This window comes from Photorhabdus namnaonensis (genome assembly GCF_001684335.1).
Classification (GTDB): domain Bacteria; phylum Pseudomonadota; class Gammaproteobacteria; order Enterobacterales; family Enterobacteriaceae; genus Photorhabdus; species Photorhabdus namnaonensis.
Genome location: NZ_LOIC01000088.1, coordinates 58,675 through 83,613, shown reverse-complemented (window position 1 = coordinate 83,613; position 24,939 = coordinate 58,675). Strand labels below are relative to the sequence as shown.

Genomic DNA, 24,939 nt, shown 5'->3' with positions numbered 1-24,939 from the left:
TCACACGATTAAGAGGTGGTTAAAAGCGATATCAGGGATCAAGTTAATTACTGAACAGCCGGGTAAACGCGCTAACGTGCAGCGCTGCCAGAACATCGGTCATAGGTGCATAAGATGCCATCTGTTCAATCCCTCCCTTTTCCGCCTCATCACAAAACAGTTCAATATCTTGATTCAATGAGAACAAGATACGTTGAATTTCAATATGGGTAACACGCATCAGACGTATAGCCGCGCTGAGTATCGTCATTGCAACGCCATATTGATGCATGACGATCACTTCACGTGGAGCCGCACCCAATGCACTCATGACAACCGCCAAAGTAATCGGATAGGTACCGGCGGCAATATCGCTTTTTATTTGTGCTAACCACCACGCAATTAACGATTCACTGGTGACTTCAACTGCCATTTCCGCTAACTTTTTCCCCATCCGTGTGACCATTGTGCGACTTTCTTCATTTAATTTGCGGTTAAGTACCGCCCAATCATGGGTGATAGCGGCATCATGTTGCCCACTATTCAACGCCTGACACGCAGCCACAACTGCGCGGCCATCACTACTCACCGCCTGTAACAACGCTGTACGCGTAAACTCGCTTAACGTTGCCACGTCATACACGATTTTGCTCTGAATGGCCGATTCCAGACCGTTTGAAAAAGAAAACGCGCCAACAGGCAATACTGAATCAGCAAACTGCATGATTCTGATTAAGCGGAGAGCGTTCATTTTAGTTTGATCACATGCTGATTCAGAAATGTGTTCTCGACATGAACATGTGTCGCAGAATCCTCCGCACCACCGAATAATAAGCGAGCTTCTGAGTTGTTAAGGGAAGGCAATATCTCTTCACCTTTAACAAAGGAGTAAGGCAAGGCATGAAAACCGTGGGTTTTCATGACTGAATCCATGACCTTAGTTGATACTGTCAGCGGAATATAAATCTGGTTGTTTTTAATCACTGACTTCCAATGCTGATTACCTAAAGCATGACCAAGTTCGAAGCTGGTTTTCATTACCGTCTCTAAATCTAATGACAGTAATGATTTCAGGTGAATAACCATCACATCACGCAAGCTCATTTGAACAATAACCGCCAATCCTTTGGCTTCGTCCCACAATAAAACGTCACCATCAGACAATACCTGATGACGGTCAAGGGAAATACCCAAATCCAATCCGTTAAGGGTAGATTTACGACAACGGCTTTTTTGCGCTTCCCATTGCGAAAGCACTAAGATATCCGGCGAGATCCCTTGCAAGCGATCTCGCCAGAAAACATCCTTTTTGACATTACCAAGAATCTGTTCAATAACAATCATAAGATAATCCTCTGAACGCATGGATCGGTTAATCCGGCCAGAAAAATGTTCTCTGACCGGCAGCAAAAAAATAGATTAACTAAAGAAATAGCGCTGATTGAGCGCGACTGTCCTGACCGGTTTTACAGTGGCATATTCACCATTCACCTTGACAGCAAAGGTTTCTGCATCCACTTCAATGGTGGGCGTTTCAGCATTACGCACCATGTCTTTCTTAGAGATAGCCCGGCAGTTACGCACTGCCATAACCTGACGTTCCAAACCAAGGCTCTCTTTTACCCCCAGTTCCATCGCCGCCTGAGATACAAAAGTAACACAAGTTTCCTGAAGGGTTTTGCCCAATGCGCCAAACATCGGACGATAAAATGTCGGCTGCGGCGTCGGCAGTGAAGCATTTGGGTCCCCCATCACCGCCCAATTAATCATACCGCCTTTAATGACCAACTTAGGTTTTACGCCAAAAAAACGTGGCTCCCACAGCACCAGATCAGCCATTTTTCCCACTTCAACCGAACCGAGCACATGGCTTATGCCCTGAGCAATAGCTGGGTTAATCGTAATTTTGGCGACGTAACGTAATACACGGAAGTTGTCGTTATGTGCCGCGTCTTCCGGCAACTTGCCTCGCGCCGCTTTCATGGCATGAGCAGTTTGCATCACGCGCAGCCAGTTTTCTCCCACTCGCCCCATTGCCTGAGAATCACTGGAAAACATCGACAATACGCCCATATCGTGCAATACATTCTCCGCAGCAATAGTCTCTGGACGCACACGGCTTTCCGAAAATGCCACATCAGCCGGCACTTTGGGATTAAGGTTATGGCAAACCATAATCATATCAAACAGTTCCGCTTGGCTGTTGATACCGTAAGGCAGTGTGGGATTAGTCGAGCTGGGCAACACATTCATCTGGCTGGCAACTTTAATGATATCCGGTGCATGTCCGCCACCAGCGCCTTCGGTATGGAAAGTGTGAATAGTGCGACCTTCAAAAGCGTCGATGGTATCTTCAACATAACCGCCTTCATTCAAGCTATCAGTATGCACTGCGACTTGGATATCCATTTCATCCGCTACACGTAAGGCATTACGCAACGCGGAGTTAGTCGCGCCCCAGTCTTCGTGCACTTTCAACCCGGCAACGCCCGCTTTGATCTGTTCAACCAGCGGCATAGCCACCGCAGCATGGCCTTTTCCCAAGATACCTACGTTAACAGGTAAACTTTCAAAAGCACGCAACATGCGATAGATATGCCACGGACCGGCGGTGACAGTGGTGCCATTAGTGCCGTCAGTGGGGCCAACACCACCGCCAAAGAAAGTCGTCACGCCATTGGATAAAGCATGTTCAGCTTGTTGAGGAGAAATAAAGTGAATATGGGTATCAATACCAGCCGCCGTGAGGATGAGATGCTCGCCAGATATAGCATCAGTACTAACACCAACTACCATACCGGCGGTAACGCCATTCATCATGTTAGGATTACCACTTTTACCTATCCCGACAATGCGTCCCCCTTTTATGCCGACATCCGCTTTAATGACGCCTTGTCGGGCATCTAAAATAGTAACGCTGGTGATGACCAAATCTAATACGTTTTCGCTGGTCATACGGTTATCCGCACCCATACCATCACGCAGCGATTTACCTCCGCCATAGACCGACTCATCACCATAGCCACGCAGATCTTTCTCAATTTCAATAAATAGATTGGTATCACCCAAGCGGATCTTATCGCCGGTCGTTGGACCAAAAAGACCTACATATTCCTGTCGGGAAATGGTTGGCATAGTTTATTCCTTTGTTCGAAAGATTTTCCGACGTTCGTCAACTCTACCTTGAATTCATTCAATTCTACTATCCGGCATGTAACCAGGCTTTTTCCACAGGCTCATCAGTAGCAACCTGACTTTTACCTGCCCAACCATCGACTAAATTATTAAATCCATAAACGTTTTGTTTCCCGCCAATTGGGATTAATGACACCTCGATTTCATCACCGGGTTCAAAACGGATAGCGGTTGTCGCTGTGATATTAAGTCGTTTACCAAATGCAGCCGCACGATTAAATTGCAAAGCTTTATTGACTTCAAAAAAATGGAAATGAGATCCCACCTGAATAGGACGATCACCTGAATTACGAACTTTTAATTGAATAACCGGACGATCTTCATTAAAGGAGATCGGGTCTTTAGCCAGAATATACCCCCCCAACGGAGTAACATCTTCTTTATTATTTTTTTCCATCGGAAAATCTCCACGTTAAGACGTGAGTCAATATAATCTAATATTTTGCTTAGATAATCTTTCCTGCTATTTATAATTTGCTTTAACAATTATTGGATAGGATCATGCACAGTGACCAAGCGACTTCCATCGGTAAATATCGCTTCGACCTGCACATGTGGAATAAGATCAGCGACGCCATCCATCACATCCTCTTTAGTCAGAACATGTCTGGAATCATCCATCACTTCTTCCAGTGTTTTCCCCTCTCTGGCGCCTTCCAATGCAGCCGCGGTAATAATCGCGACGGCTTCAGGATAATTGAGTTTTAAACCGCGAGACTTACGCTTTAGTGCGACATCAGCCAGTGTATATACCATGAGTTTTTCGATTTCCCTTGGTGTTAATTGCATAAAACCCCCTAATCATTGGTTATTCCATACGGTCACACTGCTATGTCAATATATAACTTAATTCGATTTTTCCAACAAACTTTATTCAAAAGCCGTTGTCCCTATCCGGATATTGATGTAGATAATCTTTTGGTAAAAAATCTTTGACACAAAGATCATAATATGTCAATTAAGATCATTCTTCTCAACACAGGTTAGTCCTCTTACCTCTTATTTAAGTTTATCCAAAGTAATATTACAAGCTGATTAGTATTCCTGCTTAGGAAAAAATTATAGGTCATGGGGTCCAAAAATACTTACTGTTTTTTTGGACTTCTAACAATCACCCGTAAGGTGGGTTTTACATTTACAGATTTACAGGTAATTCATATTATGAATAATTTAACGGATAAAAAACGTGCTGTATCTCTTCTGGTTGTTTTGATTGCCGCCAACATACTGGCTTGGGTTTGGGCATTTATCGCTTTTCGTCATCATGCGGTTATGATGGGGGCGGCTCTGCTGGCTTACGGTTATGGACTGCGCCATGCGGTCGACGCTGATCATATCGCCGCCATTGATAACGTCACCCGTAAATTGATGCAACAGGGTAAATCACCCATTGCTGTCGGCGCTTTCTTTTCTCTTGGGCACTCTACCATTGTTATTCTTGCCTGCTTCGCCATCGTCCTAACTTCTATGGCGTTTAAAGATCAAATGGGCTGGGTTCATGATTATGGCGGCATTGCCGGTACCTTAGTTTCGGCCTGCTTTCTGCTAGCAATAGCACTAATTAATTTGCTGATATTAAAAAGCGTTTATCAGAAGTTTCAGGAGATCAAACGTGGCAGAAATCTGGCTAAAAGTGATTTGACTGTACTAGAAACGACGCCGGGGGGGATCATGACGCGCCTGTTTCACTCAGTCTTCCGACTGGTAAGCAAAAGCTGGCATATGTATTTGGTCGGTTTTCTGTTTGGATTGGGTTTCGACACCGCTACCGAAGTTGGGCTATTAAGCATATCTGCCGCCGGCTCTCTCAGTGGGCTTCCTCTGTGGTCGTTGATGGTATTCCCGGCGCTATTTACCAGCGGTATGGCACTCATCGACTCACTGGATAATTTTGTGATGGTCGGCGCCTATGGTTGGGCGTTTTCCCAACCGACACGCAAACTCTATTACAACATGACCATTACCGCGGCTTCCGTTGCTGTAGCACTGTTCATCGGCGGGCTGGAAGCGCTTGGGCTTATCGCTGAACAGTGGGGTTTGCATGGCGTTTTCTGGAACACTATCGGGGCATTAAATGACAATATGGGCAATGTTGGTTTTTGGGTTGTCGGGATTTTTGTTCTGTTCTGGACCTTATCAGTGATGAATTATCGCTGGCGGGGGTACGATACGCTGGAAATTAAATAACAAACGCAGAACTCTTCACATAACCGTGCGATGTATTACATCCTGAAATGTTGTTATGCTCGCTATCTAATGATAGCATTTGTGTTACTAGTGATATCATTGTGAGAAAGGTTATGCATAAACAAACGAAACAGACAATAACCCTTCGCTTAGATGAAGGGTTAAAAACACGCATTAAAGCGTTGGCTGACACGCAAGGTATTTCTGCCCATTCGCTTATGGTACGTTCAATCGAAAGTGAAATTGATACTTTGGAGGCCAGACAACAATTTTTACGTGATGCCGAAAACGCTTGGTTAGAATATGAAGCCACCGGTTTACATTTAACTGGCAGTGAACTTTGTAATTGGCTGGATGCGATTGTACGTGGCGAGGATAAGGAGCCACCTGAATGCCATCTGTAATAGTCACTCCCGCAGCAACAAGAGATATAAATCGTCTTATTGATTTCTTATATCAACGCGATACAGTTGCTGCGAAGTCGGCACTTAGTATCATTAGCAAACACATCCAAGCACTGGAATCTAACGTCTTATCTGGACGGCCAACAGAAATTTATCCACTCTTTGAGTTAATTATCCCTTTTGGTGGTACAGGCTATATATTGTTATACAGAGAACTTCCCGGAAGTAATACGCGTTACATTTTGGCTATCCGTCACCAGCGAGAAATCAACTATAAGCACTAACTTAAGCATTAATAACTAGTGAATCGCAAATAAAGTAAAACAACGAATGTAATTTCTGTCTCTTAATCAAGAAATCTGACTAAGAGACAGTAAATCCATCATAGCTGTAAGTTAAAACAATAGAAAATCACAGTGCACGCAGGATTGCCTCTACGCTCGCCTTCGCATCACCGAACAACATCTGGCTATTGTCTTTAAAGAACAACGGATTTTGCACACCGGCGTAACCTGTGTTCATAGAACGTTTGAACACAACAACATTTTGTGCTTTCCAAACCTCCAGAACGGGCATACCCGCAATCGGGCTGTTGGGATCTTCCTGTGCCGCAGGGTTAACGGTGTCGTTGGCGCCAATGACCAACACAGTATCGGTATCAGAGAAATCATCATTGATTTCATCCATTTCCAAAACAACGTCGTAAGGCACTTTTGCTTCTGCCAACAGCACGTTCATATGCCCAGGCAGACGTCCCGCAACGGGATGAATACCAAAGCGAACGTTGACTCCCTTCTCCCGCAGTTTGGCTGTGATGTCATGTACCGGATATTGCGCTTGAGCAACCGCCATACCGTATCCCGGCGTGATGATAACAGAAGTTGAGTTTTTCAATAGTTCAGCCACTTCTTCCGCTGTGGTTTCGCGGTACTCGCCCATCTCCTGCTCGTCACCGGTTGAAGAACCATCAGTACCAAACCCGCCGGCAATCACACTGATAAAAGAACGGCTCATCGCTTTACACATGATGTATGAGAGAATCGCCCCCGAAGAACCAACCAACGCACCCGTGACAATCAACAAATCATTGCTCAACATGAAACCCGCTGCTGCTGCGGCCCAACCCGAATAGGAGTTCAGCATTGAAACCACCACTGGCATATCCGCGCCACCGATGGAAGCGACCAAATGCCAACCAAACGCCAATGCGATTGCTGTCATGAGCAATAACGTGAACACTTGCAGGCCCGTACTTTCCGTTTTCACAAAGGTAATCAACAGCACAAAGGAGATCACAAGCGCCGCAAGGTTTAATTTATGACGATTTGGCAACATCAACGGCTTAGAGGAAATTTTTCCACATAATTTACCAAATGCCACAACGGAACCGGTGAAGGTAACCGCACCAATGAAAACCCCTAAGAAGACCTCTGTTAGATGGATATTTTCCATCACAGGTTCTGCAAAACTATCGTGAGCAATAAAGCTATTAAAACCGACCAGCACGGCGGCCAACCCAACAAAACTGTGCAAAATAGCAACCAATTCCGGCATTTCAGTCATTTCAACTTTATTTGCCAGACGAATACCAATAACCGCACCAATCACCATCGCCAGAATAATCCAGACAACACTTCCGGTATCAGGCCCGAAAATAGTCGCAATCAATGCGATTGCCATTCCGGTGATACCAAAAATATTTCCGCGTTTAGAGCTCTCATGACGAGATAAACCTGCCAGGCTGAAAATAAATAAAACGGCGGCAACAATATATGCTGCTGTAACGACTCCACTCGACATTAGTTACCCCTTAGTCCTTACGAAACATTTTCAGCATACGTTGAGTGACAGTGAAGCCACCGAAGATATTAATGCTGGCAATAAGAACGGCAATAAATGAGAAGAAACTTACCCATCCACCATCACCAATTTGTAATAACGCCCCAACGACAATAATTCCCGAAATGGCATTAGTTACCGACATTAACGGTGTGTGCAAAGCATGGCTGACATTCCAAACCACGTAATAACCCACCACACAAGCTAGCGCGAAAACAGTAAAGTGGGATAAGAACTCTTTTGGTGCAACATTGGCTAACCAACCGAACAAGATAACAGCCAATGCCAATAAACCATATTTCAACCAAGGCGACACGGGTTTCGCCGTTGGCTTTTCTGCTTTAACTGCTGCTGGTTTTGCCTGCGCCTGAGCCGAAACTTGAATCGGTGGCGCCGGCCAGGTAATTTCCCCCTCTTTGACGACTGTCACGCCACGAATAACAACATCGTCAAAATCAATATTGATTTCGCCATTTTTCTCTTTACACAATAACTTGAGCAGATTAACCAAGTTAGTACCGTAGAGCTGAGAAGATTGTGTTGGCAAACGGCTGGGCAAATCTGTGTAACCAATAATTTTCACACCATTTGCAGTAACAACCAATTTATCTGCTTGCGTTAATTCGCAGTTTCCGCCTGTCTGAGCCGCCAGATCAACAATCACACTACCCGGCTTCATGGATTCAACCATCTCTTTGGTGATAAGACGTGGAGCTGGTTTCCCTGGAATTAACGCGGTTGTTACAATGATATCAACTTCTTTTGCCTGTTCAGCAAAAAGCGCCATCTCCGCTTTAATGAAGGCTTCGGACATCACTTTTGCATATCCGTCGCCACTACCGGCCTCTTCTTCAAAATTCAGCTCAAGAAACTCCGCCCCCATGCTCTGAATTTGTTCTTTAACTTCAGGACGAGTATCAAATGCACGAACAATCGCGCCCAAACTGCCCGCGGCACCCACAGCGGCCAAACCAGCAACACCAGCGCCAATAATCATCACCTTGGCTGGCGGGACTTTTCCTGCCGCAGTAATCTGACCAGTAAAGAAACGGCCAAATTCGTGAGCGGCTTCGACTATTGCACGATAACCAGCAATATTTGCCATAGAACTCAACGCATCCAGCGATTGTGCTCTGGAAATACGCGGTACTGAATCCATCGCCAACACCGTGACTTTACGGTCTGATAGTTTCTGCATTAACTCAGGGTTTTGCGCTGGCCAGACAAAACTAACCAACGTACTCCCTTCCTTCATCAATGCAATTTCGTCATCCTCAGGAGCATTAACCTTTAAAATAATATCTGAACGCCAAATATTATGACGATCAGTAATTTCAGCACCTACTTGTTGGTAAGCACTATCTTCAAAACTGGCTAAACGCCCAGCTCCACTCTCAACAACGACATTAAATCCCAATTTCAGCAGGTGTTCCACAGTGTTCGGTGTGGCTGCAACACGTGCTTCATTGACAAGTCGCTCCTTCGGTACACCAATACGCATAATGTTCCCTTCCTAAAGCCTAAGATTAATGATGATTATTGCTTGCTACAGTCAACTTAGCGACTAAATTAACTTGATTACTGCCATCAGTAAAATCTATCAACAAATATTTTAATAACCGACTGAAAATATTATCGATGATCGATCGCTAATGGGTAAAAAATAACTAAGTAGTATTATAATAAGTAGTACTATAAATAGTATTACCGGCGCGAATCGCACTTTTAACTGGCTCACTCCCTATGTTGCTAAAAACTTATGGCGCCCTATTCTATAAACTTGCATTCATTCATACTGATAGCATAAATTCGTGGGACATTAGCTATTATTACATGTAATAATTATCGGCTATGTGATACACAACCATGTTCAGCAAGTTACAACTATTATTTAATGCGCAAGGTGGAAGGATTTTTTATGAAGCTGAAAACAACGATGATTGCAGCAGCGGTATTCTCATTAACGGGTATTACCACTGCTCAAGCAGCTCAGGAGTTATCCCCAGAGAAAGCAGCGGAGTTGAAACCGTTTAAACGTATTATGGTTACAGGCCCTTTTAATGCTATTTATGAAGCTGCCGATGCGGTTTCCCGTCGTGCAGACAAAATGGGTGCTGATGGGTTTTATATCCAAAGCCTTGATGATCTGAATAATAGCGGCAACCTACGCGTTGTAGCAGATCTGTATCACAAAGATGCAGAGAAAATTGATAATTCACCTAAATATCGTGAGTTTCGCGGCATTAAAGAATTACCCAAAACAGAAGCTGTAACGCTGGAACCATTTGATACAGTCACTATCAGCGGCTTTTACGACAATGAACCCGATTTGAAAGAAGCCATTGCAAAAGAAGCCAAGAAAAAAGGCGCAGCGGCTTTCTTTATTGTTCGTCAGATTTCAATCAATGATGGCGGTAATCAGACGGTTACCGCTTATGTTTATAAAGATGATGCGCCAAAACGCCAAATTCAGGCTGATGAAGCGGTTATCCCGGCAGATTCCGATTCTGGACGCACTGCATTGGCGGCTGGTGGCGAATCGGCTAAGAAAGTAGAAATTCCTGGTTTAGCCTCTTCAACTTCAACCAGTAATTCTGTTGGTCGCTTCTTTGAAACCCAATATTCTAAAGGCGAACGTTACACTGTCACTCTTTCTGATGGTACGAAAATCCAAGAATTAAATAAAATCAGCGCTGCTCAGATGGTACCTTTTGATTCCATCACCTTTTCAGGCTATTACAACAGCATGCCTGATGTTTCCTATGAAGTCGCTAAACGCGCCGCGGCTAAAGGCGCTAAGTACTATCATATTACCCGTGAATGGCAATCCAGTGGTGGAACCTCCACGATCAGCGCGGACCTGTTCAAATAATTTAACCAAAAATAAAAAAAGGCACACATGATAATCATATGTGCTTTTTTTATTTGTAGAGATAATAAAATCCTTCAAACTAATCAGCGGATTCCAATTTCGAATCGATACAATCAATAGCGTTCTGTATCGTCACTATTTTTTCCGCTTCTTCATCATCAATAGTTATCCCGAAGTGCTCTTCCAGAGCCATAATCAATTCAACATTATCTAACGAGTCGGCACCTAATTCCTCGAATGTTTGTGTATTAAGAATTTGGGTTTCAGGTATTCCAAGTTGTTCTGCAACAACACTTTTGACACGATTCTCTAAATTTTCCACGCTGTATTTTCCTAGATGTACCAATTACGAGGGGAAACAGGTTGTTTCCCCATTCTTCATTAACACTAAGATTAAATATTTACACGACAGTCAGGTGCATGAATGCCCCTGTGAATCTGGCACTTTCAGGGATAAAACATAACAGACGCTGATCTTTCTTCAATTTACCCGACTTCATAAGCTCATCCAACATGATATAAATAGAAGCCGATCCGGTATTTCCTTTCATTGTTAAGTTAGTAAACCAACGCTCTTGTTCAATACCAAAATTAATATCTTCAAGACCCTTGGCAAATTTCATGCGGAAATATTCAGATGAGTAATGAGGCAAGAACCAATCAATAGATTCTGCCGATAAGTTACGATCAGCAACTATCCGTCTCAATGGTTCGGTAAGTGTGTATTTAACGACCCTCTCATTTAAATATCTGACATCTTGTTTGATGCAGAAAACAGAATAGGCAAGCCAATCAGCCTGACTCATTTGAGCCCAACCTTTCAAACTGCCATCTGCTAACTTTTCTCCGCCTGAGTACATACATGTCTCTTGCTCATTAGCAAAAGAGTAAATATCTATCCAATCAATTCGTAATGAAACACCATCAGGTCGAGGTTTGTTTTCAAGTAAAGCAGCGCCGGCGCCATCAGAAAGCATCCAACGTAGAAAATCTTTTTCAAAAGCGATTTCAGGGCGTCGTTCCAGTTCTGCAACCCGAGCTTCGTTTTCACTCTGGAAATTGCGGGCATGCAATACAGTGGAAGGTACTTCCGACGTTGTTGAAACCGCATTACTTGTCGCTCCCGAGAGAACGGACAAATAAGCATATTTCATCGCTGTGATACCCGCAGCACAAGCACTGGAAGTTGAGATAACTTCACATGGTTTATTTTTTAGCTCGCCATGAACCATGAGACCATGACCCGGTATAATTTGATCAGGAGTACCACTGCTTGCTGCCAGAATTTGCATATCGTCTAAAGAGAAGTGTTCATCAACCAAACCTTTTACTGCCTCAGCCGCTAATTGAGCAGATGTATAAGTTGCCTCACCTGTCTCCGGATCCAGTGCATAATGGCGATATTTGATACCATTATTGCGAAGGACTATATGACGAGATCTTGACGGACGACCACCAACAAAACCAAGCACAGATTCCATTGTATTATTATCTATTGGGTTTCCCGGCATAAACGCGGAAACTTTAGTGATATAAACGTTATTACTCATTTACTTATTTATCTCCTTATCATCATAGCGGGCAGAACCAGAAGGTTGTTCATAGTATTTCTGTAATTCATTAAGACGTTCTTTAAGTAATGGGGCAAGCAAACGGCGAACAACCACTGAAATAGGAAAAACAACTAGTACCATCAATATCAAATAGGTTACAAACAACGCTAATAAAGCGCGTCTTACCCATATCCCTCGTTTGCCCACACGACAAATCATCCCGGACCAAAATCTAAATCCTCGATGCGCCGCACGTTCACCAAAAATAAAAGCTTGGTCGACAACCGCCGCTCCCATGCCTTTCAACATTGGAGCATCAATTTTCTCTTTATCCGTTTTGAGCGCTGCCAACAATGCATCACCAAAACGTGGAGCATCTTTAACATCTTCCTCCGATACGCCCGCCCGCGGTAAGCTAGGAAATGGCTGTCTTTTTCCTGTCATTAGCCATATCGGGGTTGTGAATACTGTTGCAAAAAAGTTTGCTTTATCAACAAAGACCACGTTGTCGCGCAAATACGCTCCACTTTCATGCAACAACCTTTTGACAGTTTCCTGAGCTATCAACCACATGTTTCGGCAAGCAATAACTGTCACCACCGGTCGTCCATTAAGTAAACGCTTTCCTTCCTTACTCTTAAGAAATGCTGTTATCGGAGGAGCCGGCGATAAATACCAAACCTGGTAGCCTAATATGACTAAATCAAAAGGTTCTTCGTCTTCCAGATTCAAAGGCGCTAGCTCAGGCGGATGTAACTGTACTGTTTCTGGGAAAACATCAACAAATTTGGAAAACTTCCAGGGAAACGCAAATTCCGGAATCGGTTTCAGAACAACTTCACGGATGTATATCTCGTCAGACTCTTGCAGGGGAGAGATTAAGCTTTTTACCACCTCGATCAATTGACCACTTTGGGAATATGACACTACAAGAACACGTTTCATATGTTCTAACCTTTATGAATATTTAATACTGAGCCATTCATCGGCACCTAAAAGATAAGAATTTGAATGACAGCTGTCCTCTAACCATCTGAGAATATTTTTTGACGTATGTACATATAATCATTCCTGAAAATTAAAAACATATACAAGAAAATAAGTTAATAAATGGCAGAGTAATATTTTCACAAACAATATAAATCAAAGCAGTCGTTGTCAACATGATTTTTTTATTTTTATATAAGATTAGTTTTATATCACATTGTGGGAAGTTAATTAGTTACTGATAAAAAAGTTAATGAAAAATATATTAACCTGAATATAAAATTAACAAAATCAATTAAATTTCAATAAATACTTAAATTAAATCAACAAATTAAAAAATACTCTAAGTGTTTTAATTTAATGAAATATTTATAACATTATGAAATTACATACTCAATATATTAATTTAACAAATTGGCATGAAAACAAAAGATGATTATTACTTAGCAATAATATTACATGACAAAATAAAAATTAGAGATGAAATTTTACACAATCATTTTATTAAATTTTGAGATCGATCGAAAAAATTAAAATAAAAATTACTTAATTAGTAATAACACCATCGTACTTCATATTTATCACCTATTTACCTCAACACATCAAACAACATTATAAAAATAAATTGCGTCTCACTACACTTAATCATCACCAAACGTACTATCAAACAATGCATAAATTTTATAGTTATTTGCATAGAAAACCATTGCATCCAGCTCATACCCTTCGTAGAATCCCCCTCTATTTCTAGGTTCAATCTGTCTATCTTTCCGTTCTGTACAGCTTGGAAGCGACGAAAACCAGATACCCAGTTCATCTTTATGATCGGGTAATGAACTGGCTAATAATGCAGTTTATGTCACATTAGGAACATATCTTTGGAAAAGAAACTAGGTCTCACAGCTCTTACTGCTCTGGTACTCAGCTCTATGGTTGGTGCTGGTGTTTTCAGCTTACCGCAGAATATGGCTGAAATCGCCAGCCCGGCAGCGTTAATGATTGGTTGGGGAATAACAGGTGTCGGCATCCTGTTCCTGGCTACTTCACTGTTACTGCTCTCTCGTCTTCGTCCAGATCTTGATGGCGGGATTTTCACTTACGCCAAAGAAGGCTTTGGTGAACTAATAGGCTTCTGCTCTGCCTGGGGATATTGGTTATGCGCAGTCGTCGCCAATGTTTCTTATCTGGTTATCGTTTTTGCCGCCCTGAGTTTCTTTACTGATAAAGAGGGTGCTGTCATCTTTGGTGATGGCAATACTTGGCAGTCCCTATTGGGAGAATCTATTCTCCTTTGGTTCGTACACTGGTTGGTACTTCGTGGCGTTCAAACCGCAGCCGGCATTAACAAATTGGCGACAATGGCAAAATTACTGCCTTTAGGTGCTTTTATCATACTTGCTGCCATAGCCTTCAAAATGGACATCTTTAACCTCGACTTTAAAGGCATTGATCTAGGCGTTCCTGTCTGGCAACAAGTAAAAGACACCATGTTGATTACCCTTTGGGTTTTTATTGGTATTGAAGGCGCTGTTGTGGTTTCAGCCAGGGCGAAAAAACGGGCAGATGTGGGTATTGCAACCATGCTGGCTGTCGTTGCAGCATTAGCAATATATATCTTGGTCACCCTACTCTCCCTTGGATTAGTACCACGATCTGAGTTAGCAGAAATACGCAACCCATCAATGGCAAACCTGATGGTGGGACTCGTTGGTTCCGCAGGCGAAATCATTATTGCCGCCGGATTGATTATCTCCGTCTGTGGCGCTTATCTGAGTTGGACGATCATGGCGGCGGAAGTGCCATTTATCGCTTCCCAACACGGCTCTTTTCCAAAAGTATTTAGCCAGCAAAACCGCAATAATGCACCGTCATCTTCATTGTGGTTCACTAATGGCGCGGTACAACTCTCTCTCGTTTTGATCTGGTTAAGTGGAAGCAATTACAATTCATTACTGGCAATTGCATCAGAGATGATTTTAGTGCCCTATTTCCTTGTAGGCGCATTTCTTTTAAAAGTCGCTTTTGATCGTAGTAATAAAGGATTACTACTCATTGCCGTCGGAGCCTGTATTTATGGCATATGGCTACTTTATGCATCCGGTTTAATGAATTTGTTATTGTCTGTTGTTCTCTATGCACCAGGTCTTATAGTTTTTCTGTATGTACGTCATCAAAACCCGCAGAAAAATAGCTTACATCTGGCTGAAAAGCTCACTATTGCCGTATTGCTGATAACAGCAATCCCTGCCACTGGGTTACTGCTCAAGTAATCTCGTCAGATTCAGGCCATTACTCTCCTGTGATGGCTTTCTGGATTTTCATATAGCAGTTTGTTTGGTTTTTCGTTGTCCTTTCATATTTTTGTTGGTGTTGTATTTAAAAGCATGTTGTAACTAATATTGTTAATACAACTTGATTAGTATGGTTTTTTAATCAATTTTGTCGACACAAGGTGTTGAAGAACAAAGCCACGATGATTTTCAAAGCACCGATGTTGGTGGATGTATTCCAGCTCATCACCGGCATAAGGTGTAAAACTTGAGGCAGGATGTCTATTTTGCCTCTTGGCATCATCCCTGATTGGGGCATTCACACCGCAACAAATTCGGTACGAATGCCCTGATAAGGACCAGATATTGTCCTTAAATTATTTCAGTTTGTCGGCCCAATCTGCAATTGCATCAGCTGCTTCAAGCGGCTTCTCCGCAGGTAGTGCATGGCTGGCCCCTTCAATCACTGCGACAGTAACGCGGTTACCGAACTCGCCCTTCGCCTCCATTCGAGACGATTCAGGTCGGAACGGATCGGAACCAGCCTGTAGATCAAGGATTGGCGCCGTTCCGCCCGCCCACCAATCTTTGCGATTAGTCAGCTTGCGCGCAGAAGACTGACTTTTTATGACATCAGCATGCCAGCCCTCAAGCCAGGGCGTCGGGTCATTGCCTTCCGCGAAGAAGGCAAGTCTAAGTTTCGCCAGCCGCTCCTCCCGGGTGGATGTCGGATCACTAATCACCGTGATCGCATCCGAGAGCTCCGAGGGCCAAGATTTCGCCGCCCCTGCCAGAAGCACAATGCCACGCGTCATTTCGGGATAATCCGTGGCAATCGTCTTGGCGATCCAGTGGCCATAAGCGTGCCCCACCACAATTGCTTTGCCTCCTTCCGCTGCAACCACGGCAGCAAAATCATCGGCAAAGTCGTGAAAGGTCACGTTTTCCATCGGGCCAATTGACCCCGAGATTCCACGTGGTTCCGGCAAGGCAACGCGATAGCCTCGCATCGCCAGTCGATCCGCGAGTGGCGCGAATTCCGCCGTTCCTCGCCCAGTTGAAGCAAGAATCATGAGCAATGGCCCTTCCCCACGTACCGAATATTCGATTGATGCCACACCATTTGTGGCGATTTTTTGCTCTACTTGCATAGCCGAAGCAGGACGCACGACTGCAAGCACGATGGACAAAAGGCCCAATACAAAGAGGAACTGTTTCATTTTCCTTCCTTACAGTGTTAATTGCGTTGAGGGTTCATAACCTCAACTGAAATAGGTATTACCACAAACAATAAAATAGAAAGATCACATGAGAAAACTATAGAATAATTTTTTCCAGATTACTTATCTCTATCAGAATAAACATGCCCAAAGAGAAAATGACAGCGAGAGGTAATAACATGAAAATAATAGAACAAAAAAATAAATTCTTAAGCGTGATAAATTAATTGTGATTTATATCACAATTAATTTTATAACCAATTATTAACTAAAAGATATTCTCATTAATTAGCATAATGATTTATTACTTACAATAAATCACATTAATATTAAAAAATAATCCTGTTTAAGAAACAAAAACAGATAAAAATCTTAAATACAACACATTACCCAGTCATTCTTTGGATTTTTCCTAATTAATCGCTATGATCACCCAGGTTTATCCCAAAAAAGATACAGTTTGAGTTATCGTTGTTGTTATTGGGTAAAAGCCATAAATATTTACACGCTGTATTGATGTTTATACAGTTCCCATTAAATCAGTATTTCTATTTCCCTGACGCCATGCTCGGCAGGGTTAGGATCTATTTAAAATGAAAGCTAAACTGATTATTTCATCCTTACTTGCATCTTCTGTATTTATTTCTGTAGCAAATGCAGCCGACGGAAAAATCAACTTTACAGGTAATATCATCGCCAATGCCTGTAAAATCGATACTGACTCTGCAAATCAAAATGTAAACATGGGAACAATTAGCTCAAATGCATTTAGTGGTGTAGATAGTACCGCAGCAGCAACACCCTTTAGCATTAAGATGAGTGATTGCCCACCAGAATATACTCATGCACAAGTTAAATTTGACGGACAGATAGACAGTAGAAATAACAATCTTCTGGCTTTATCCAATGATAAAGGCCAGGAAGTCGCCGATGGTGTTGCTATTGGTATCTATGAAGAAGACAACTCAACGCTGATTCCTTTGGCAAAAGCTTCCAAAGCTCAAGCTTTTACTGACCAAAAAACAGCAGAGTTGAAGTTCATGGCAAAATATGTTGCTACAGCTCAAACCATTAGCCCAGGCTCAGGTGATGCAGTCGCCAATTTTACGATTGTTTATAACTAAGACAGGCTAAATTTAGAACAGAACTTCATTCACGTTTTGTTTCTAATAAATAAAGAAGTACAGGGCATGGATGCCCACAAAATAACGCATAAAAACACGAGAAAACGGAGATATTACCGTGCAGTATCAACGCCTATTCACAATAATTTTTCTATATATTATCAGTGTAAATTTCGCTATCGCAGGTGTCGTCATTGGTGGAACTCGTGTTATTTACATGAGTGACAAAAAAGAAGCGTCTATTTCGATAAATAACCCGGAAAAAGATGCTCCTTACCTGATTCAGTCTTGGATCCAAGATGAAAATGACAATATGAAGACCCCTTTTATCGTTACTCCTCCCATCTTTAAACTCGCAGCAGGCCATGAAAATATCCTGCGTATTGTAAAAACAGCAAGTAACTTGCCTCAAGATCGGGAATCACTTTTTTGGCTAAATGTAAAGTCTATTCCCACCTCTGTAAAATCAAATCAGAATCAATTACAAATAACAGTTAAGTCAAAGTTTAAGTTGTTTTACCGCCCTGTAAATTTGGCGGAAAAATCAAGTACCGCATACAAAGAGCTCAAATTCCGAACGGAAAACAATGCATTGATCGCAGAAAATCCTACCCCTTACTTCATTTCATTCTCTTACCTTAAAGCAGATCAACATGAAATAAAACCTGCTGGCATGATTAAACCCTTTAGTCAACTAAGCTGGCCTCTGCCGGCAAAGAACATAAAGCAGGTAAATTGGAAAGCAATTAATGATTTTGGCGGCGTTACTGCCGAGGAAAAAACAACCATTTAATATGCCCGTTATCTTTCAAGTTACCTCTTTGGGTATAAAACCGTTACATTACTCTATACCAGAAAGTTAATTATGGGAAAATGCTCGCAGAATAAGATTAATAAGCAACCATATGATATTGAACATTCATGGCTCTTATTATTGCCATTTATAGCTGCTAGCGTATTTTTTTATCCTGCAAAAACTTATTCTGAAGATTATTTCAACATTCATGCACTAGAGATAGGTGCTGACTCTGGCTCACTTGAAGATATTGATCTCTCTATCTTCACACAAGGTGACTATCCACCCGGTATTTACTGGGTAGATATTTACCTTAATAGAGATAAAATAGATACCAGGAACGTAACCTTTGTCACGATAAATAACAAATTACTGCCCAAGCTGACAATTCAGCAATTACAAGATATGGGAGTAAAAATTGATACATTTCCAGAGCTGATCAGTTTACCTCCAGAAACAGAGTTGTCTGATTTAAGTCAATATATTCCATCAGCAAGTACTGTCTTCAATTTTAGTCAACAAAGACTGGAGATCAATATTCCACAAGCAATGTTAAACAATCAGGCAAGAGGTTATGTTTCACCTGAATTATGGCAGCAAGGATTAACTTCATTATTAATTAACTATAATTATAGTGGCTCAAATACCTGGCAAGATGACCCATCTGGCTCTACACAGACCCATTATCTAAATCTTCGAACAGGCGCTAATTGGCAAGCATGGCGTCTACGCAATTATTCTACCTACACCAGTCGTGACAAGAGTTGGAAAAGTATTAACACCTATTTACAACGGGATATTCACGCACTAAAAGGACAATTAACGCTAGGTGACAACTTTACCCCCTCCTATCTTTTTGAAGGTGTTCAATTCCGCGGCTTACAATTAGCTTCCGATGACAATATGTTACCAGACAGCTTACAAGGTTTCGCCCCCAGTGTTCGAGGAATTGCCCAAAGTAACGCTCAGGTAACGATCAAACAAAACGGCTATATCATCTATCAAACTTATGTTTCACCGGGCCCATTTGTCATTAATGACCTTTTTCCAACCTCAACAAGTGGAGATTTAGAAGTTATTATCAAAGAAGCCGATGGTCAGGAGTACCAATCTACGCAGTCTTTTTCAACTATACCGATTATGTTACGAGAAGGAGGACTTCAATATTCGATAACACTGGGCCAATATCAATCATCAAATAATCGTGGGCAAGAACCTAATTTTTCCCAAGGTACATTAATTTATGGTTTTTCTAATAATATCACTACCTATGGCGGTACGATTTTTTCAAAAAATTATCAATCTATCGCTTTAGGATCAGGTTATAACCTTGGTATATTAGGTTCTTTCTCTTTTGATATCACTCATGCTAATACCAATTTACCATCCAATATAAGTACCAAAGGGCAATCCTACCGTTTTCAATATGCAAAAGATCTTTCATTAACAGGAACTAATTTTACTCTGGCAGGTTATCGCTACTCGGCACGTGGTTTTTACGATTTTAAAGAAGCCAATGACATAGATGATTCTAATAAAAGTAACTGGCGTTACCGCACCAATAAAAGAAGTAAATTGCAACTGCATATTAATCAATCTTTAGGAAATTTTGGCAGTTTATATCTGTCCGCTCTTCAACAAAATTACTGGCAGCAACCTGGCTATGAACGTAATATCAATGCAGGTTATAGCACCAATTATAATAATGTTAATTACAGCCTGAATTATACCTATAGCCAACTTCCAGATACGAATAAAAATGAACAACTTTTTTCATTTAGCATCCAGATTCCATTAGATCGCTGGCTAAAGAATAGCTGGACCAGCTACAATTTCAATACCAATAAAAACAAAGATATTTCCCACCAAGTCGGTTTAAGTGGCACCACGCTGGAAGACAATAATTTAATCTATAGTTTGCAGCAGAGTTACACAAATCACGGTACTGGCGCTGGCGGTCATATCCATGCGGAATATAAAGGAGCTTATGGTCAACTTAGTACCGGTTATAGTTATGATCGTCATTCTCACCAACTGAATTATGGCCTTCAAGGGGGAATTGTCGCTCACCCATACGGTATTACTCTTTCACAACATTTGGGAGATACATTAGCATTAATCCGGGCTGATGGCGCTCAAGGAATAAAGATCCAAAATAATGTTGGTATTGCCACCGATTGGAATGGTTATGCGATTATTCCTTATGTCAGCAGTTACCGGAAAAATCGAATTGCATTGGATACTCATTCATTAGCAGATAATGTCGATATTGACGTTAATGCTCAAACTGTTATTCCTACTCGGGGAGCGTTAGTCCTAGCGGATTTTAAAACCCGGATAGGTCACAGAGTTCTAATCAATCTCTATCATCAAGAAAATCCTATTCCTTTTGGTGCGGTTGTCACATTAGAAAAACACCATGATATTGATGAAATAAATAGCGCGATTGTCAGTCACGAAGGGCAAGTTTACCTCACCGGTTTACCCGATAGTGGACGATTATTAGTTAAATGGGGTTATAAAGATATTCAGGAATGTGTCGTTAATTACAAATTACCAGAAAAAAGCCCTTTATCCGGTATTTATATAATAGAAGAGCACTGTAAATAACAACCTACAGGAAAATGCTATGCTTAATATTTACAATAAACTTAAACATTTGTTCATTATTACCAATTTATTAATTGGTTTAATCGTTAGCTCCTATAGTTTTGCCGCTAACTGCTGGTTTGATAAAGGATTTAAACCAGAAATTACTCATCTCTCCTTTGGAACTTTATACGTTCCAAGAGATAAACCTATTGGTACAACGATTTATGAATACCGCGCAGATGAATTAGCCAATAAAAATAATATTTTCCATTGCGATACAAACATTAATACATCATGGGGATATACATCCTATAAAAGCGCGGATTATAACAAAGATGCTATTTATGAATCTGGCGTTCCGGGTGTTGGTATCAGAATAAATACCTGGGGTCCCGGCTATGGTATCGACTGGTTACCCCGTATCACTAATAATCCTGTAAGCTGTGACAGTTCTGGTCGTTGGTATTGCGGTCAGACATGGGGTTATTTGACAATTCAGCTAATAAAAATAGCGCCAACAACAGGTTCTGGTTTTGTCAGAAACGAACAATTAATTCAAGCACGAGTAAATAACCACATCGTGCATACTTATCGTCTGGGAAATACCCGAATTATTACTAAAAGTTGCTCACTGAAAGATAGTAATATTACTGTTCCTATGGGTGATATTAAAAAAATTGATTTTTCTGGTATTAACAGTACCGCAGGGGGGAAAGATTTTGAGGTTATTTTAGATTGTGATGATGATGTCCAAATTCAATTAATGCTTGATGGAAAGAGAGCAAAAAATAACTTATATCATGTATGGGCGCTTGACCAAAATGATAATCGCACAACTGCTTCCGGTGTGGGTATGCAAATTCTTTACAACAACCAACCTGTCATGATCCATTCACAAATAAATATTGGCAATAGCTATTCAGGTGGGAAGTTATCTATCCCTTTACACGCCCGCTATTTTCAGACCGATCGCAATATTACCCCCGGCCAGGCAAATGTAACCGCAACAATGACATTAACTTATCAGTAATAATTTATCTGCATCAGTTATAGAAAAGTTATTTCTTGGCTGATGCGCTGTTATTTTATTATTTTTATCTGCAATGAGTGGACTTAGCATGTCTTTTCATTATACAGGAAAATTCAGCCAGTCACTCACACTCTATGAGATCGGGGTACATGATAAAGTCAACTCATTTAATGCGCGACTATATGAAACATATTTGTCAACTAGAAAATATTTTGATAAAAAATTGTTGGGGCAAAGAGGCTGAATATGAAAATAATAGTCATTAATAACGATACCCATATAGTTTTTTTTACATTTCGTTCTAATATGAAAAAATAGTTAACCAATATAGTTAAGAAGAAAAACATTACAATTGACATAAAAAGCATGGCGATGAATGGCATTTTGCACACCCTGTTTAAAAAAATCCATTAATGTCATCATAAATGAGAATGAGATGAATCATCAGTGGTAAAAATGGCGTTTTGTGACACAATTAACAATCATTTTCGATAAATTTTATTGATATGTCGTTTAGGTTCGGGTGGTCAAATACGTCACAGATAACTTTGTTGCCGGGAGTGGAAACCCGATTAGCTGGATAACGCAACAGTAGATGATCACATTGGCAAATAACTGACTACACTGGTTGGGCTTCGCTATGAAAAAATCACCTGGAAGCACAATGATGGAAATATAATCCATTCTGATAGCTGGAATGAAAAAATCTGAATAAGACCATAGAATAATTATTCTATTAATGACGACAATTTAATGATTATGTACTATCCTATCACCATTGATATAATAATACCTATTTCTTCTATTGCCCTCTAATTATGGAATATTTAAGCAAACATAATAGACGATGAAGTGAACCTCTAATTGTTAAGCATTCAATTTTCAAGGTTCACTTCAATCTTAAACGGCCAGATATAAAAAAACCGCGAGAGGCAAGTTTATAAATGAGGATCTTTACTAATGATGTTAACTATATGGTGGCAAGATTCGGGCGATAAAGGTCTTGGGTCCCACTTAGATAACTCACTAACAGGTAAGTCTAAAGCACTCCAAGGAATAATACCATTAACCCCTATACCATATGGAGTTAATACATCTATGAACTGTTTTTTAATAACGTCGTAAATACGGACATCACCCAACTTAATCATACCAGAAGCCCACAAAGCACCACCTGCCAAGCTCTGAATATTGTCGCAAATAATATGTCCATGTTTTAATAACAAAGTGTTATAAATCGAACGAGCCAAACCAGATCTCCGAAAATCTTCTGATACTTCAATGGCTCTTATTTGCTTGCCAGTTTTGGTTATCCCTTTATCGACAAAGTTAAAGTCATTATATGCAATTCTGCCAATTAAAGTGTCCTCTGATTCCTCATGCATATCAAGAGAAAGTAATTCATTAATAATCCGCTCAGAGCTATACCCACATTCTCTTAAGTGTTCGGCATATTCAGAGTAGAAATTAGCGGTCGAACAACCCATATAAACTATTTCTGAATAGTAATGATATTCACTCCCGATAAGGGCGTATTCTATAATTTTCAACAAATCATCTTCCAATGATAGATGATGAAATTCGTCTATAATATTCTCTGAAACACAACTTGGCTTTCTGCTCAAGTCCTTTGAATATGAACTAATAAGGTTAGGAGCCATCGCTATCCCTGTAAGATTTAATGGACAGTCGTTAGTTTGAAATTATCAATAAAGTTTTTAACAACGGATTCAATATGTTTCATGATGGCATCAATATTGCCATTGTATTCTGGATATTGCTTCTCAGGAGAAACAAGATATTTCACTCTTTCCCTTCTGACAACTAATTCGGCGAATGGGACCACATAGAAATTATCACTCTTATTATCATCTTTAAGAGTTACTATGAATAACTGCCTATTAACATCTTGTCGTTCACTGAGACGGAGAACAAAAAAGAGTTTGTTTGTATTATTATCTTTAAAAGAATCAATAACTTCTGTTGAGTGGCTAATAGTCTGTATAGATCTGGTGTGTTCAGTCCTCATATAGCCTCCTAACATTATGAAATTCAAGTGAATAGATGATTATCAGTTATCAAATTTATGTCACTTAACATGATATAAATTTATATCACATAACGTGATAATAGTTCGATTGCCCCCCTAGTTCAACAAATTTCACAACCAGAAGCCATCCTTAACTTGAGGTTAGAGCGGGTAGTTAGGAGTTTTGATTTCTAAAATGTCTGTGCGGTAGTACCAGTCACCGAATCTAACGGAAGTGCTTGGAACGAACTTAAAATAGGTTAAATTTAGGATGACAGGCCAGCTAATCACTGATCCTCCAGCTTTTATGAATACTATAATTATCCAAAATTAACATGAAGGTTTAGGTTCGGGTAAGTCAAATACGTCACAGATAAATTTGTGACCAGGCGTGGAAACCCGATTAGCTGGATGACGCAATTACATAAAATTTGGAACCCACTCGCATATTAGACAATTAGAAAGAAACTGTTCATTACAATATAAATGAAAATAACTACTTTTTTAATGTCTTAATATCATACATTCTGGATTATATTGAAGAATCTAAAGTTCATTACTTGTACTTTAGTAGTTACAGTGATTCTCATAAAAGAACCTATGAAAGACTTTTACAAAAGTACAGTCAAGATTAATATTAGAATATGAAGATTTAGGAGGAGGCGATTATGTTGTTAAAACGTGCTACAGCAACCAAGAAGAAGGCAACTCAGGCTGACTACGCTCGTAACCGCAAAAATAAAACCGCTATGGTTAATGCTTTCGTTGAGGCTAACAAAGCCAAACATACGGAAAGTACCTGTTAACCAGCTCATTCGTTTCAATCTAAGTAAAAAGCCACCTTTAGAATAGGTGGCTTTCA

Annotated in this window: 23 protein-coding genes and 1 pseudogene; 11 read left to right on the top strand and 13 right to left on the bottom strand. The window is 40.8% G+C overall.

Going from position 1 to position 24,939, the window contains the following annotated elements; translation table 11 throughout:
* Window positions 1-43: 43 nt before the first annotated feature.
* The 5 genes from Phpb_RS19475 to Phpb_RS19455 all read right to left on the bottom strand — a co-directional run bounded on the left by Phpb_RS19475 (window position 44) and on the right by Phpb_RS19455 (window position 3,963).
* Window positions 44-730, bottom strand: a complete 687-nt coding sequence (locus Phpb_RS19475; RefSeq protein WP_065391802.1) for an urease accessory protein UreF — start codon at window positions 728-730, stop codon at window positions 44-46.
* Complete coding sequence (locus Phpb_RS19470) at window positions 727-1,323, bottom strand: urease accessory protein UreE (RefSeq protein WP_065391801.1); 597 nt, start codon at window positions 1,321-1,323, stop codon at window positions 727-729. The genes Phpb_RS19475 and Phpb_RS19470 overlap by 4 nt, the downstream gene beginning before the upstream one ends.
* A 75-nt stretch (window positions 1,324-1,398) precedes the next feature.
* The gene (locus Phpb_RS19465; RefSeq protein ID WP_065391800.1) at window positions 1,399-3,114 is read right to left on the bottom strand and encodes an urease subunit alpha; all 1,716 of its coding nucleotides are present in this window, start codon (window positions 3,112-3,114) and stop codon (window positions 1,399-1,401) included.
* A gap of 67 nt (window positions 3,115-3,181) precedes the next feature.
* Window positions 3,182-3,571, bottom strand: coding sequence for an urease subunit beta (locus tag Phpb_RS19460; RefSeq protein ID WP_065391799.1), 390 nt, complete (start codon window positions 3,569-3,571; stop codon window positions 3,182-3,184).
* A gap of 89 nt (window positions 3,572-3,660) precedes the next feature.
* Complete coding sequence (locus tag Phpb_RS19455; RefSeq protein ID WP_011146425.1) at window positions 3,661-3,963, bottom strand: urease subunit gamma; 303 nt, start codon at window positions 3,961-3,963, stop codon at window positions 3,661-3,663.
* 372 nt (window positions 3,964-4,335) lie between these two features.
* On the opposite strand from Phpb_RS19455, the gene Phpb_RS19450 reads away from it, so the two are divergent.
* The 3 genes from Phpb_RS19450 to Phpb_RS19440 all read left to right on the top strand — a co-directional run bounded on the left by Phpb_RS19450 (window position 4,336) and on the right by Phpb_RS19440 (window position 6,049).
* Entirely contained in the window at window positions 4,336-5,361 is a 1,026-nt protein-coding gene (locus tag Phpb_RS19450; protein ID WP_065392001.1) for a HoxN/HupN/NixA family nickel/cobalt transporter, read from the top strand.
* Between the two features lie 113 nt (window positions 5,362-5,474).
* Complete coding sequence (locus Phpb_RS19445) at window positions 5,475-5,765, top strand: CopG family ribbon-helix-helix protein (protein ID WP_036806311.1); 291 nt, start codon at window positions 5,475-5,477, stop codon at window positions 5,763-5,765.
* Window positions 5,753-6,049, top strand: a complete 297-nt coding sequence (locus Phpb_RS19440) for a type II toxin-antitoxin system RelE/ParE family toxin (RefSeq protein WP_011146423.1) — start codon at window positions 5,753-5,755, stop codon at window positions 6,047-6,049. The genes Phpb_RS19445 and Phpb_RS19440 overlap by 13 nt, the downstream gene beginning before the upstream one ends.
* Before the next feature lie 127 nt (window positions 6,050-6,176).
* On the opposite strand, the gene pntB is transcribed toward Phpb_RS19440, so the two are convergent.
* Window positions 6,177-7,565, bottom strand: coding sequence for a Re/Si-specific NAD(P)(+) transhydrogenase subunit beta (gene pntB, locus Phpb_RS19435; protein WP_065391798.1), 1,389 nt, complete (start codon window positions 7,563-7,565; stop codon window positions 6,177-6,179).
* A gap of 10 nt (window positions 7,566-7,575) precedes the next feature.
* Window positions 7,576-9,105, bottom strand: coding sequence for a Re/Si-specific NAD(P)(+) transhydrogenase subunit alpha (pntA, locus tag Phpb_RS19430; protein WP_065391797.1), 1,530 nt, complete (start codon window positions 9,103-9,105; stop codon window positions 7,576-7,578).
* Window positions 9,106-9,522: 417 nt separating this feature from the next.
* Between pntA and ydgH the strand changes: the two genes are divergently transcribed.
* Window positions 9,523-10,476: a DUF1471 family protein YdgH gene (ydgH, locus tag Phpb_RS19425; protein WP_065391796.1), complete on the top strand. Its 954-nt coding sequence runs from the start codon at window positions 9,523-9,525 to the stop codon at window positions 10,474-10,476.
* A gap of 79 nt (window positions 10,477-10,555) precedes the next feature.
* Here ydgH and stlE read toward each other — a convergent pair whose 3' ends face one another.
* The 3 genes from stlE to stlC form a co-directional block, all read right to left on the bottom strand.
* Complete coding sequence (gene stlE / locus Phpb_RS19420) at window positions 10,556-10,798, bottom strand: stilbene biosynthesis acyl carrier protein StlE (protein ID WP_065391795.1); 243 nt, start codon at window positions 10,796-10,798, stop codon at window positions 10,556-10,558.
* Between the two features lie 79 nt (window positions 10,799-10,877).
* Window positions 10,878-12,026, bottom strand: a complete 1,149-nt coding sequence (stlD, locus tag Phpb_RS19415) for a beta-ketosynthase StlD (RefSeq protein WP_065391794.1) — start codon at window positions 12,024-12,026, stop codon at window positions 10,878-10,880.
* On the bottom strand, window positions 12,027-12,974 hold the full coding sequence (gene stlC / locus Phpb_RS19410; RefSeq protein ID WP_065391793.1) for a stilbene biosynthesis aromatase StlC: 948 nt from the start codon (window positions 12,972-12,974) through the stop codon (window positions 12,027-12,029).
* A gap of 920 nt (window positions 12,975-13,894) precedes the next feature.
* On the opposite strand from stlC, the gene Phpb_RS19405 reads away from it, so the two are divergent.
* Complete coding sequence (locus tag Phpb_RS19405) at window positions 13,895-15,286, top strand: amino acid permease (protein ID WP_065391792.1); 1,392 nt, start codon at window positions 13,895-13,897, stop codon at window positions 15,284-15,286.
* 377 nt (window positions 15,287-15,663) lie between these two features.
* Here Phpb_RS19405 and Phpb_RS19400 read toward each other — a convergent pair whose 3' ends face one another.
* Window positions 15,664-16,506, bottom strand: a complete 843-nt coding sequence (locus Phpb_RS19400; protein WP_065391791.1) for an alpha/beta fold hydrolase — start codon at window positions 16,504-16,506, stop codon at window positions 15,664-15,666.
* A gap of 593 nt (window positions 16,507-17,099) precedes the next feature.
* Between Phpb_RS19400 and Phpb_RS19395 the strand changes: the two genes are divergently transcribed.
* The 5 genes and pseudogenes from Phpb_RS19395 to Phpb_RS26200 all read left to right on the top strand — a co-directional run.
* Window positions 17,100-17,630, top strand: coding sequence for a fimbrial protein (locus tag Phpb_RS19395; RefSeq protein WP_065391790.1), 531 nt, complete (start codon window positions 17,100-17,102; stop codon window positions 17,628-17,630).
* 118 nt (window positions 17,631-17,748) lie between these two features.
* A complete protein-coding gene (locus Phpb_RS19390; RefSeq protein ID WP_065391789.1) occupies window positions 17,749-18,423 on the top strand; it encodes a fimbrial biogenesis chaperone in 675 nt (224 codons plus the stop codon).
* Window positions 18,424-18,495: 72 nt separating this feature from the next.
* Window positions 18,496-21,036 carry a fimbria/pilus outer membrane usher protein gene (locus Phpb_RS19385; RefSeq protein ID WP_065391788.1) on the top strand — a complete coding sequence of 847 codons (2,541 nt, stop codon included), beginning with the start codon at window positions 18,496-18,498 and terminating at the stop codon, window positions 21,034-21,036.
* A gap of 19 nt (window positions 21,037-21,055) precedes the next feature.
* Window positions 21,056-22,048 (top strand): fimbrial protein, encoded by a 993-nt coding sequence (locus Phpb_RS19380; protein WP_065391787.1) that lies wholly within the window; start codon window positions 21,056-21,058, stop codon window positions 22,046-22,048.
* A gap of 627 nt (window positions 22,049-22,675) precedes the next feature.
* Window positions 22,676-22,759, top strand: a pseudogene (locus Phpb_RS26200) (type VI secretion system tube protein Hcp); the annotation flags it as partial.
* A 227-nt stretch (window positions 22,760-22,986) separates the two neighbouring features.
* Here the strand turns inward: Phpb_RS26200 and Phpb_RS19370 are convergent.
* Both Phpb_RS19370 and Phpb_RS19365 read right to left on the bottom strand, forming a co-directional pair.
* Entirely contained in the window at window positions 22,987-23,709 is a 723-nt protein-coding gene (locus tag Phpb_RS19370; RefSeq protein WP_065391785.1) for a hypothetical protein, read from the bottom strand.
* A gap of 17 nt (window positions 23,710-23,726) precedes the next feature.
* Window positions 23,727-24,077, bottom strand: coding sequence for a hypothetical protein (locus Phpb_RS19365; RefSeq protein ID WP_036775615.1), 351 nt, complete (start codon window positions 24,075-24,077; stop codon window positions 23,727-23,729).
* A 668-nt stretch (window positions 24,078-24,745) separates the two neighbouring features.
* Between Phpb_RS19365 and Phpb_RS26145 the strand changes: the two genes are divergently transcribed.
* Window positions 24,746-24,883: a hypothetical protein gene (locus Phpb_RS26145; protein ID WP_165603321.1), complete on the top strand. Its 138-nt coding sequence runs from the start codon at window positions 24,746-24,748 to the stop codon at window positions 24,881-24,883.
* The last annotated feature ends 56 nt before the right edge of the window (window positions 24,884-24,939 follow it).

What these genes read in the sequence shown, in the direction of transcription:
- Phpb_RS19475 (WP_065391802.1), bottom strand. Translation starts at nt 730, where the DNA reads ATGAACGCTCTCCGCTTAATCAGAATCATGCAGTTTGCTGATTCAGTA.
- Phpb_RS19470 (WP_065391801.1), bottom strand. Translation starts at nt 1,323, where the DNA reads ATGATTGTTATTGAACAGATTCTTGGTAATGTCAAAAAGGATGTTTTC.
- Phpb_RS19465 (WP_065391800.1), bottom strand. Translation starts at nt 3,114, where the DNA reads ATGCCAACCATTTCCCGACAGGAATATGTAGGTCTTTTTGGTCCAACG.
- Phpb_RS19460 (WP_065391799.1), bottom strand. Translation starts at nt 3,571, where the DNA reads ATGGAAAAAAATAATAAAGAAGATGTTACTCCGTTGGGGGGGTATATT.
- Phpb_RS19455 (WP_011146425.1), bottom strand. Translation starts at nt 3,963, where the DNA reads ATGCAATTAACACCAAGGGAAATCGAAAAACTCATGGTATATACACTG.
- Phpb_RS19450 (WP_065392001.1), top strand. Translation starts at nt 4,336, where the DNA reads ATGAATAATTTAACGGATAAAAAACGTGCTGTATCTCTTCTGGTTGTT.
- Phpb_RS19445 (WP_036806311.1), top strand. Translation starts at nt 5,475, where the DNA reads ATGCATAAACAAACGAAACAGACAATAACCCTTCGCTTAGATGAAGGG.
- Phpb_RS19440 (WP_011146423.1), top strand. Translation starts at nt 5,753, where the DNA reads ATGCCATCTGTAATAGTCACTCCCGCAGCAACAAGAGATATAAATCGT.
- pntB (WP_065391798.1), bottom strand. Translation starts at nt 7,565, where the DNA reads ATGTCGAGTGGAGTCGTTACAGCAGCATATATTGTTGCCGCCGTTTTA.
- pntA (WP_065391797.1), bottom strand. Translation starts at nt 9,105, where the DNA reads ATGCGTATTGGTGTACCGAAGGAGCGACTTGTCAATGAAGCACGTGTT.
- ydgH (WP_065391796.1), top strand. Translation starts at nt 9,523, where the DNA reads ATGAAGCTGAAAACAACGATGATTGCAGCAGCGGTATTCTCATTAACG.
- stlD (WP_065391794.1), bottom strand. Translation starts at nt 12,026, where the DNA reads ATGAGTAATAACGTTTATATCACTAAAGTTTCCGCGTTTATGCCGGGA.
- stlC (WP_065391793.1), bottom strand. Translation starts at nt 12,974, where the DNA reads ATGAAACGTGTTCTTGTAGTGTCATATTCCCAAAGTGGTCAATTGATC.
- Phpb_RS19400 (WP_065391791.1), bottom strand. Translation starts at nt 16,506, where the DNA reads ATGAAACAGTTCCTCTTTGTATTGGGCCTTTTGTCCATCGTGCTTGCA.
- Phpb_RS19395 (WP_065391790.1), top strand. Translation starts at nt 17,100, where the DNA reads ATGAAAGCTAAACTGATTATTTCATCCTTACTTGCATCTTCTGTATTT.
- Phpb_RS19385 (WP_065391788.1), top strand. Translation starts at nt 18,496, where the DNA reads ATGGGAAAATGCTCGCAGAATAAGATTAATAAGCAACCATATGATATT.
- Phpb_RS19380 (WP_065391787.1), top strand. Translation starts at nt 21,056, where the DNA reads ATGCTTAATATTTACAATAAACTTAAACATTTGTTCATTATTACCAAT.
- Phpb_RS19370 (WP_065391785.1), bottom strand. Translation starts at nt 23,709, where the DNA reads ATGGCTCCTAACCTTATTAGTTCATATTCAAAGGACTTGAGCAGAAAG.
- Phpb_RS19365 (WP_036775615.1), bottom strand. Translation starts at nt 24,077, where the DNA reads ATGAGGACTGAACACACCAGATCTATACAGACTATTAGCCACTCAACA.
- Phpb_RS26145 (WP_165603321.1), top strand. Translation starts at nt 24,746, where the DNA reads ATGTTGTTAAAACGTGCTACAGCAACCAAGAAGAAGGCAACTCAGGCT.